Annotated in this window: 7 protein-coding genes and 4 pseudogenes; 7 read left to right on the forward strand and 4 right to left on the reverse strand. The window is 68.3% G+C overall.

What is annotated here, in order from left to right:
- Nucleotides 1–24: 24 nt before the first annotated feature.
- A pseudogene (locus tag ACWDD7_RS36435) lies at nt 25–1,320 on the reverse strand (IS630 family transposase); the annotation flags it as partial.
- A 193-nt stretch (nt 1,321–1,513) separates the two neighbouring features.
- Entirely contained in the window at nt 1,514–1,972 is a 459-nt protein-coding gene (locus ACWDD7_RS36440; protein ID WP_450460559.1) for a MarR family winged helix-turn-helix transcriptional regulator, read from the reverse strand.
- Nucleotides 1,973–2,035: 63 nt separating this feature from the next.
- On the opposite strand from ACWDD7_RS36440, the gene ACWDD7_RS36445 reads away from it, so the two are divergent.
- The 3 genes and pseudogenes from ACWDD7_RS36445 to ACWDD7_RS36455 form a co-directional block, all read left to right on the forward strand.
- Nucleotides 2,036–2,404, forward strand: a complete 369-nt coding sequence (locus ACWDD7_RS36445) for a VOC family protein (protein WP_351877843.1) — start codon at nt 2,036–2,038, stop codon at nt 2,402–2,404.
- Nucleotides 2,405–2,593: 189 nt separating this feature from the next.
- Nucleotides 2,594–2,983, forward strand: a pseudogene (locus ACWDD7_RS36450) (transposase); the annotation flags it as partial.
- A 67-nt stretch (nt 2,984–3,050) separates the two neighbouring features.
- Nucleotides 3,051–4,012, forward strand: a pseudogene (locus ACWDD7_RS36455) (IS3 family transposase); the annotation flags it as partial.
- On the opposite strand, the gene ACWDD7_RS36460 reads toward ACWDD7_RS36455, so the two are convergent.
- Nucleotides 3,996–4,679, reverse strand: coding sequence for a rhodanese-like domain-containing protein (locus tag ACWDD7_RS36460; protein ID WP_450460560.1), 684 nt, complete (start codon nt 4,677–4,679; stop codon nt 3,996–3,998). The pseudogene ACWDD7_RS36455 and the gene ACWDD7_RS36460 overlap by 17 nt on opposite strands.
- Nucleotides 4,680–5,142: 463 nt before the next feature.
- Here ACWDD7_RS36460 and ACWDD7_RS36465 point away from each other — a divergent pair, with 463 nt between their 5' ends.
- Entirely contained in the window at nt 5,143–6,204 is a 1,062-nt protein-coding gene (locus tag ACWDD7_RS36465; RefSeq protein ID WP_450460561.1) for an NAD(P)/FAD-dependent oxidoreductase, read from the forward strand.
- Nucleotides 6,205–6,817: 613 nt separating this feature from the next.
- Here ACWDD7_RS36465 and ACWDD7_RS36470 read toward each other — a convergent pair.
- The gene (locus ACWDD7_RS36470; RefSeq protein ID WP_450460562.1) at nt 6,818–7,246 is read right to left on the reverse strand and encodes a MarR family winged helix-turn-helix transcriptional regulator; all 429 of its coding nucleotides are present in this window, start codon (nt 7,244–7,246) and stop codon (nt 6,818–6,820) included.
- Nucleotides 7,247–7,414: 168 nt separating this feature from the next.
- Between ACWDD7_RS36470 and ACWDD7_RS36475 the strand changes: the two genes are divergently transcribed.
- From ACWDD7_RS36475 to ACWDD7_RS36485, 3 genes and pseudogenes are all read left to right on the forward strand, one after another.
- The gene (locus ACWDD7_RS36475; protein ID WP_450460563.1) at nt 7,415–8,068 is read left to right on the forward strand and encodes an MBL fold metallo-hydrolase; all 654 of its coding nucleotides are present in this window, start codon (nt 7,415–7,417) and stop codon (nt 8,066–8,068) included.
- A gap of 28 nt (nt 8,069–8,096) precedes the next feature.
- On the forward strand, nt 8,097–8,954 hold the full coding sequence (locus tag ACWDD7_RS36480) for a fumarylacetoacetate hydrolase family protein (RefSeq protein WP_450460564.1): 858 nt from the start codon (nt 8,097–8,099) through the stop codon (nt 8,952–8,954).
- A gap of 217 nt (nt 8,955–9,171) precedes the next feature.
- A pseudogene (locus ACWDD7_RS36485) lies at nt 9,172–10,228 on the forward strand (IS3 family transposase); the annotation flags it as partial.

Here is a 10,228-nt window from a genome sequence, read left to right on the forward strand (position 1 = left end):
TTGGTTCTGCTCTGTTTTCTGGCCGGTGGTTCCGACCTTGGTGAGGTAGTCGGCGAGGGAGTCGAGGATTTCGTCGGCTGTCTTGGTCCAGGTGAAGGGCCGCGGGTTCTCGTTCCAGGTGTTGATCCACGCGGTGATGTCGTCCTCCAGTGCCTTCACGGAGGTGTGGACGCCGCGGCGGATGAGCTTGTCGGTCAGCAGGCCGAACCACCGCTCCACCTGGTTCATCCAAGAGGAGCCGGTGGGGGTGAAACGGACGTGGAAGCGGGGGTGTTCGCCGATCCACGTCCTGATCTCGGCGGTGTTGTGGGTGGTGTAGTTGCCACAGACGAGGTGCACGTCGAGCCCGGCGGGCACCGCCTTGTCGATCCGGATCAGGAACTTCTTGAACTCGATCGCCCGGTGGCGGCGGTGCAGTGCCGATATGACGGTGCCGTCGGCGATGTTGAAGGCGGCGAACAGGCTGGTGATGCCGTGCCTCAGGTAGTCGTGGGTGCGGCGTTCGGGCATGCCCGGCATCATCGGCAGCACCGGCTGGGACCGGTCCAGCGGCTGGATCTGGCTCTTCTCGTCCACGCAGGGCACGACCGACTTCTCGGGCGGGTGGTGGTACAGGCCGACGACGTCGACGACCTTGGCGACGAACTGCGGATCGGTGGACAGTTTGAAGGAGTCCCGCAAGTGGGGCTTGAGGTCGAACCGCTTCCAGATTCGCCCGATCGTCGACTTCGACAGGCCGGTGCGCTGGGCCATCGAGGCGCGTGACCGGTGCGTGTCCTGGCCCGGGAGCGACTCCAGGGTGGCCACGACGACCTCCTCGACCTGGTCGAGGAGGATCGAGGGTGGCCGGCCCGAGCGCGGCTCGTCATGCAGACCGTCGAGGCGTTTTGCGATGAAGCGGGCCCGCCAGCGGTCAACGGTCGATCTGTCGATGCCGAGGTCGGTAGCGGTCTGCCGGTTCGTCCCGCCCTCCGCGCAGCGCAGCACGATCTTGGCTCGCAACGCGAGGAACTGGGCGGTCTTGGCCTGCCGCGCCCCCTGCTGCAGTTGCTTGCGTTCAGCATTGCCGAGGATCAGGTCGGCCTTCGGCCGGCCTGTCCAGCCGGCGTCCTCGAGCCCAGCCATCCGCTCTGCGGCGAATGCCCGACGCCACTTTCCGACCGTCTTGGCCTGGACTCCGACGAGCCGTGCGACACCCGCGTTTGACATGCCGTCAGCACACGCCAGGATGATGCGGGCCTTCTCGGCCGAGCGCCGGTGCGGCATTTTCGTCCGGCGCACCAACTCGGCTCGCTCGGCCTCGGACAAGGTGATCGCCACAGCAGAAGGCCCCGAATGCGACTTGACAGCAGGGCACTTACTAACCCTCAGGATTTCTGGTGCATCACACTAGGGCCCTGTTGCGAAAGCCACGGACGGAGTCGGGGTCTGTCGGTTTTCGAGGTCGCCGACACGGTTTCAGGCTCGGCTGCACTCCTGTCCGAGCGCGACGAGACGTGCCCCGCGGAACGAGCTATGCGCCCTCGTTGTCACCGCGCAGGGAATGGATCATGCTCTGCAGGATCCGGAAAGCGTCTGACTGCTCGGTCTCGGTCAGGCCGGCCAGCATTCCGGCCTCGACGGACCGGACGGCCGCGCTCGCCTTCTCGAGGCTTCGTCGGCCGCGAGGCGTGAGCCGCGCGGGAAGCGCCTTCCCGACGGGTGCCTCCGCGGGCCTGGTCACGTAGCCGTCTCGTTCCAGGGCGTGGAGCAGCACGTTCATCGTCTGCCGTGTCACGAACGCGCCCCGCGCGAGCTCGGAGTTCGACAAGCCCGGTCGCTGCGCCAGCAGCTCGAGGCAGGAGTAGTGCGTCACGCTCATCCCGAGCGGCCGCAGCACTTCCTCCATGGCCGCGCGGAGGGCGCTCGACGCTTCTTTGAGCAGGTAGCCCAGTGACGTCTCCAGGTCGACGCCGACACCTTCTTGACTCATGTCAGCATTCTGACATAGGTTGACGCATGTCAGGAAACTGACACGGAAAGAAGGAGCGTCATCATGCCCGCCACCGGCCCCGACTTCATCTCGCTCCAAGTGCGCGACCTCGACGCTTCGCAGGCGTTCTACGAGCAGTACCTGGGCTTCGTCCGCTCGCCGGCCGGACCTCCGCACGCCGTCGTCTTCGAGACGAAGCCGATCGCGTTCGCACTCCGCGACGTCATTCCCGGCACCGACCTCGCATCCGTCGCTCACCCCGGCATCGGTACCGCGATCTGGTTCCACGCCACCGACGTCCAGGCCATCCACGACGCACTCGCCGCCGACGGTCACACCATCGTCTCCGCACCGATCGACGGCCCCTTCGGTCGGACCTTCACCTTCGCCGACCCCGACGGCTACCAGGTCACGCTCCACGACCGCGCTTGATCGACCCAACACCACCGGACGATCAACGGCGGTTGCACCCTGGGCTCGTGCGTGACGCCACCTTCTGCCCTGCTGACCCGACGACGTTCTGCAGGCTGGATGGCCTCGGCTTGGAAGTGATCGGCCAACAGTTGCACCCCGGCCACGCCGTGTTGCTCTGTCGAGTGATCGACCCTGATGACCGGCGCCATGCCTGCGGCTGTCGGGGGGTCTCGTTCGGTGACCCTCGACCATGGGCTTCAGCCCTTCGCTGTCATGGGTCACCAAACGAGACACGACCCTCATCACCGCCGCCGCTTCAAGCCCCAGCGCCTCCACGCGGACAAAGCCTACGACCGCGCCGACCTGCGGAAATGGTTACGTGGCAAACGCATCGGAGTACGGTTCGCGCGCAAAGGCATCGAATCCGGCGAACGATTGGGCCGCCGCCGTCGGGTCATCGAGCGAACGATGTCCCGGCTCTCCGGCTACCGACGCCTGAGCCCTCGTTACGAGCGCGATCCCCGCAACTACCTGGCCTGGCTCGGCCTCGCTGCCGCCCTGTGCTGCTACAAACGACTCGTCCGCCTCACCACGTAGGACACGGTCCAAGCTCACGCTCGCCGCGTGATCAACGAAGCGTGTCCGCCGTCATGGGGGAAGGCCCAAGCTCGCCACCGAGCGGGACATCCTCCGCAAGGCGGCCAAGTATTTCGCCGGAGAGACGAACTGGTGAGGAGCCGCTTCCAGTTCGTTGACGACCATCGCAGCACCTACGAGGTGAAGCGGCTCTGCCAGGTCCTGGACGTGAACCGGTCCAGCTACTACAAGTGGCTCGCCGGCGCCGAGGCCCGGGCCACCCGGCAGCGGGAGGACCGGATCCTGGCCGAGGAGATCCGCGAGGTCCACGGCGAGTCCGGCGGCGCTTACGGCTCCCCGCGAATAACGGCCGAGCTCCGCGGGAAAGGGCGGCGGGTCAACGAGAAGCGGATCGCCCGGATCATGCGGATGTTCTCCATCACCGGCATCCGCCTGCGCAGACGCGTGCGCACCACCGTCCCGGACCCGGCCACCTCACCGGTCCCGGACCTGTTCCAGCGGGACTTCACCGCTACCGAGCCGGGGCGCAAATACATGGGCGACATCACGTATCTCCCGCTCGCAGGAGGGGAGTTCCTCTATCTCGCGACCATGCTGGACTGCTTCAGCCGCAAGGTCGTCGGCTGGTCCATCGCCGACCACATGCGCACCGACCTGGTCGCGGACGCGCTGCGGATGGCAGCTGCGACCCGCGGCGGCCTGGACGGCGCGGTGTTCCACTCCGACCACGGGGCGCAATACGGATCGAGGGCCTTCGCCGGCCTCTGCGACCAGTTCGGGGTCACACGGTCGATGGGTGCGGTCGGCACCAGCGCCGACAACGCGGCCTGCGAGAGCTTCCACGCGTCGCTGAAACGCGAGACCCTCCAGGGCGCCCACGACTACGGCGACGCCGACACCTGCCGCAGGACCGTCTTCGCCTGGCTGACCCGCTACAACACCCGCCGCCGGCACTCCGCCAACGGCCACCTCAGCCCCAACGAATACGAACACCGACACCACACCGCTAAACTCACGCTCGCCGCGTGATCAATAACCGCGTGCCCACCTTCACGGGGGAAGGCCCGGTGACCGGCAGTCCTGCTGCTTCCCATGCCTCAAGGCCGCCCGCCACGCTGTAGACGGAGGACCGGCCTGCGCGGATCGCCTGCGCGCCGCCCCGCATGCTGCGTGTGCCCGTGCGGCATACGAAGGCCAGTGGGCCGTCAGGCAGATCCGACAGCGCGGCCGGCAACGCGCTGAGCGCGGCGTGGACGGCGCCGGCGGGGTGACGCGCTGCCCATTCATCGTCTTCGCGGACATCGACCAGCGTGAGTTCCCCGTCCTCGACACGGCGACGCGCCTCGGCAGGGGACAGGTCGGCGGGCGTGTGACCGTCGCCGGAGCCCGGACTCTGCTGTGCGGCGGGCAGGACCGTCCGGATCGCCTCGTAGTTCGAGGCATGCGCGACGGCTATCCGCTGTCCCAGCATCGGGCAGACGTTCATCGCCTGTTCCCAGTGAGCGGTGGACTCCCATTCCGCAACGTTGACGAGAGGGAATTTTCTCCCCGGAACGATCGTGCGGAACATGTACGTCCGAATGAAACCGGGTTGAGCGGCCATCACGTCCGCGGCGTCCTGCCAGGCGTCAAGATAAGCGCCTTCCTTCTCCTCGTCGATCTCAATCGGAATGATCACGACATGGCGATTTTCCATCTACCGCTCCACTGTCCTGTAAGGCACTTACGGCTTCTGACGCACCGCAGCCGGAGAGGTTCCAGGCGAATGAGGGGATCACGGCCGAGCCGAGCCCGAGAGATACCGACTTCGGCTTGTGAGCCAGCACTTTCTGGATACAGCCTGCGCACACATGCCCATGAGCGGCAAATGCCCTTGCTGAACCGGCAATTCGGTCGATGCGGTCCGATACGCCGTCGGCGGATCGGGTGGCCACCACTGGCGGCCGGATACCGGTCCCCGTTTCCCGGAAGAGCGCGGCAGGCGAATTCATCGGCCCTGCCCCTTCCTCGAGGGTAGCCTCACCGTGCACCGCATCGCCCAAAAGCGACAAACGTACTTGCCGTGCACGCGAGACGCGGACCGGACCATGTGATCCGATTCGTTGCAGAAACAGCAAGCCTGTTTGCCATGAATGATGGTGCGGGGTGACGGTGCCGATATGGGAACCTATGAGCTCAAGAGCACCGAAGGCCGTACCTGGGACGTCGTCGTGATCGGCGGGGGTGTCGCCGGCCTGTCCGCCGCGCTGCTGCTGACTCGCGTACGGCGCTCCGTCCTCGTCATCGACGCAGGCGAACCCCGCAACGCCCCCGCCGCGCGAGCCGGCGCCCACAACATCCTTGGCCGCGAAGGCATCTCCCCCCTGGAGCTCCTTCGCGTAGGCCGGGAGGAAGTGACCTCCTACGGCGGAGAAATCGTCAACGGACGGGTCGAGCGCGTCGAGCGTGGCGGCAGCACGTTCGCCATCACCACCCAGGACGGACAGCGCGCCCGTGCCCGGCGCGTCCTGGTGACCACCGGCCTGATCGATGAACTGCCGGACATCCCCGGCCTGGCGGAGCGGTGGGGGCACGACGTGATCCACTGCGTGTACTGCCACGGCTGGGAAGCCCGCGACACCAAGGTCGGCGTCCTGGGCAACTTCCACCAGGCCCTGCTGTTCCGTCAGATGACCGCCCAGGTCACCCTTTTCGCCCACCACGCGCAGGCAGAACTCACCGACGAGCAGTGGGAACAGCTCGCCGCCCTCGGCATCGAAGTGATCCACGGCGCCGTCACCGCCCTGGAGACCGACACCGAACAGGACAAGCTGACCGGCGCCCGCCTGGCCTCCGGCACGGTCATCCCCCTCGACACCCTCGTCGTCGCCCCCGCCTTCACCGCCCGCGGCGGCTTCCTCGAAGACCTCGGCCTCACGCTCAACCCCCACCCCGCCGTCCCCGGCGTCCAGGTCGCCGTCGACCACTCCGGATTCACCGGCGTCCGGGGCGTGTGGGCCGCCGGGAACGCCAGCGACGTCCTCGCTGCCGTGCCCCAGTCCGCCGGCGCCGGAAACACCGCAGGTGCCGCCATCAACATGGACCTCGTCCTAGAAGACACCCGACGTGCCACCGAGGCCCGCGAAGCAGCATCGGCAACGCCGTTCGACGGCACGATGGAAGCAGAAGTGTCACGACGCGTTCTGGGCACCCGCACCCACGGCCTGGAAGGCCCCGCATAGCGAACGGCGAAGCGCTTCCGCAGCACGTCGTCATCGCCACCGCGGGCCCTGCCCGCGAGGCACCACCATACGAGCGCGATACGCATCGTAGTTACCCGGACGCAAATCATACGATGATCCCAGTTTCTCGAACCGCGGGCCGGGTGTGACGGTCGAGCAGGTGGCCACCGACTTCGGGGTCCATCCGATGACGTCGTGGAAGTGGATGCGTCGCGCGGATTTCCACGACGGGACCAAGCCCGGGGTGACCAGCCAGGAGAGCGCCGAGTTTCGGGAAGCTCGTCGGCGGATCAAGCTGCCGGAGCAGGAGGCCCCCGCGGCGCTACTCGACCGTGTGCAGCCCCGCGTGGACAGCCTCACCTCGTCGCGCCGGAGGGAAAGCCGGGACAGTGCCGCCGGCGCGCTCGGCCTGAGGCTGAAGGACGTCACCGTCACCGACGAGGGCTGCGGCAGGCCAGGGTACGGCGCCCGGACGCCCGAGGACCGCGGTGACCTCAGCCCTGTGCGCCACGGCCGTCCATGCCGAGCGGGTGAGCCGGCGCCACCGCCCGTGGCGGGTTGCCGTCCAGGCGCCGCCGCCCGTGGCGGGTTGCCCCCAGGCGTCGATCCGCGCTCACCGGTTTCTCAGGCGCGCCGTCAGCCGTGCCAGCAGGGGCAGTGCCGCCGCGAGTGTCGCGCGTTCCTCGGCGCTCAGCGAGTCGCTGATGGCGCCGCCGAGCGTCTCCGCGCGCCTGCGCCGTTCCTCGGCGAGGCGCTCGCTTCCCGCGGGAGTGAGGTGCAGCAGGAGCTTGCGGCCGTCCGCGGGGTGCGCCTCGGTACGTACCAGGCCCTGAGCCACCAGCCCCTTGACCGCCTTGGCGACCGCCTGATGGCTGACGCCCCGCTGCTGGGCGACGTCGGCGGTGGTCGCCGGGCCGTCGCGGTCGAGACAGCCCAGGACGGCGGACTCGGTCGCAGGCATGGTGTCGGCGGTGCGCACGATGCGCACCAGTTGTCCGACGGTGAGCCGGAGTTCCTCGGCGAGTCGGTTGTCGTCGTCCATGGCGGCAACCTACCCCGATTTCCACAACCGGTCTGTACAACCTGGTTGCGCTGCCTCTCGCACAAAGTCCTCCCCCTCCAGCCGCTCCTCGACCGCTACGCCTCGCGCGATATACAACCAAGGTGTACAGTTTGGTTGTAGGAAATGCTCGGCCCGAGAGGAACCCCCGTGAAGCTCACCAAGCACGCCCACGCCTGCGTCACCGTCGAGAAGGACGACACCCGTCTGGTGATCGACCCCGGCACCTTCACCCCGGACGCGGCGGCCGCTGTCGCTCAGGCCCAAGCGGTCCTGATCACCCACGAGCACTTCGACCACTTCGACGAGAAGCTGGTCGCCGCCGCACTCGCCGACCGGCCCGAACTGCAGGTCTACGGCACCGCCGCGGTCGCGGCGGCCCTCGGCGGCCAGGACAGCCGTGTGCACACCGTCGCCGCCGGCGACACCTTCACCGTCGGCTCCATCCCCGTCACCGTGCACGGGCACCGCCACGCGCTGATCCACGCCGACATCCCGTGCCCCGACAACGTCGGCTACCTCCTCGACGAGGGCGCTCTCTACCACCCCGGCGACGCCTACTTCGCACCCGACGCCCCCGTGCGCACCCTGCTGCTCCCCACCAGCGGACCATGGACAAAGCTCGGCGAAGCCGCCGACTACGTCCGCGCCGTCAAGCCCGAACGCATCATCCAGATCCACGAACTCATGCTCAGCGAACTCGGACAGCACTCCGTCGCCAACCTCCTGGGCGAGAACGGCCTGACCGGCACCGCGATCCAGCGCCTCGCGCCGGGCACCGCCGTCCAGCTCCAGGCCCGGTAAGGCCCCGACTCCCCGACGATGGAGCGGCATGCGCTTCGCGACCATCCGCACCGGCGACACCCTCACCGCCGCCCGCATCGAGGGCGACCGCGCCGTCCTGGTAGACGCCACCGACGCCGTCGACGCGTACCGGCGCCGAGACCGGCTGCGGGACATCGGCGAGACGGACGCCGGCACCGCCCACTACGCCCGCGTCTCGCCCACCCCGGCGCACATCCTGTGCATCGGCCTCAACTACCGCAGCCACATCCGGGAACTGCAGCTCCCCACCCCCGAGTATCCGACATTCTTCGCCAAGTTCGCCTCTACCCTGACCGGCCCACGGGACACCATCACCCTGCCCCGCGTCAGCGACCACATCGACGGGGAGGCGGAACTGGCGGTCGTCGTCGGACGCCGCCTCCGCCGTGCCGGCCCGCAGGAGGCGGCGGAGGCCATCGCCGGCTACACCGTCGCCAACGACTTGTCGATGCGCGACTGGCAGCACCGCACGACCGAAGCACTCCAGGGCAAGGTCTTCGACCGCTCCACCCCCCTGGGTCCGCTCCTCGTCACCCCCGAGGAAGTCGACGACGCCCGCGACCTGACCATCACCTTCTCCGTCGACGGCGTCGAACGGCAGCGCGGGTCCACCGCCGACCTCGTGTTCACGCCGGCGCAACTCCTGTCCTACTGCAGTACCTTCCTCACTCTCGAACCCGGTGACGTCGTCCTGACCGGCACACCGGGAAGGACACCCCGCGCGGCCGGCCCGCTCGTACCCGGACAGCGACTGGTCACCGCGATCGAGGGCCTGGGAGAGGCCATCAACCCGACCGCGGCGGATCCGCTGCCCGACAACCGCACCGCCTGGACGGAACAAAACCCCGACACCGCGACGACCTGACATCCGCGCCCGACGGCCCGACCCGGACGCGCCGAAACCGTCCCCGACGCGGGGGCGTCGGCTCTCCGCTTGATCTTGGTGTTGACGCCTTCGGTAGATGTCGGCCTGAGCGGGCAGCGGAAAAGGCCGGTCCAGAGGCGCTTTGTCGGCTGGGCCTTGACCCCTGATCTTGGACACACGAGACACTGGATCCTGAGGATCTGAGAACGGACATCTCGTGGTCATGAAGAACTATCCGCCGCAGTTCAAGGCGGACGCGGTCGCGCTGTACCAGTCGCGGCCCGAGGCGACGATCCGGCAGGTTGCTGCCGATCTGGGGATCAATCCCGAGACCCTGCGGAACTGGGTCCGGGCAGCCGGTGCGAGCCGGCCCCGGGGACGCCGGGCGGAGGTGTCTGCGGAGCCTCCGACGCCGTTGGAGACGGAGAACGCGGCCCTGCGTAAGAAGGTCCGCGAGCTGGAGGAGGAACGCGAGATCCTGCGGAAGGCGGCGAAGTATTTCGCCGGGGAGACGCGCTGGTGAACCGCTTCCAGTTCGTCGCCGACCACCAGCGCCGCTACGGCGTGAAGCGGCTGTGCACCATCCTCGGCATCGCCCGCTCCAGCTTCTATCACTGGCGCGCGACGGTCGCGGACCGGATTGCCCGGCAGGCGGCCGACGCCCGTATCGCCGCCCGGATACGGGCCGTGCACCGGGAATCGGACGGCACCTACGGCGTCCCGAGGATCACCGCCGAACTCCGCGCCGACGGCGAGCGGATCAACCACAAGCGGGTCGCCCGCGTGATGCGGAGTATCGGCCTGGCAGGTGTGCGCCTACGTCGCAGGCATCGCACCACGATCCCGGACACGGCCGCGGCGAAGGCCCCGGACCTGATCGGCCGCGACTTCACCGCTGCCGAGCCGAACACGAAGTACGTCGGCGACATCACCTATCTCCCCGTGGACGGCGGGAAGTTCCTGTATCTGGCCACCGTCATCGATCTCGCCTCACGCCGTCTGGCCGGCTGGGCGATCGCCGACCACATGCGCACCGATCTCGTCACCGATGCCCTGGCAGCGGCCCAGAGGTGCCGCGGCAGCCTTGCCGGCGCTGTTCTGCACACCGATCACGGAGCCCAGTACACGAGCCGGGCCTTCGCCGACGCCTGCCGCCGGGCCGGCGTGATACAGAGCATGAGTGCCGTCGGCAGCTCGGCGGACAACGCGCTCGCCGAGTCCTTCAACGCGACGTTCAAACGCGAGACGCTCCAGGGCCGCAAGCACTGGTCCAG

It is taken from the genome of Streptomyces sp. NPDC001056 (genome assembly GCF_053598955.1).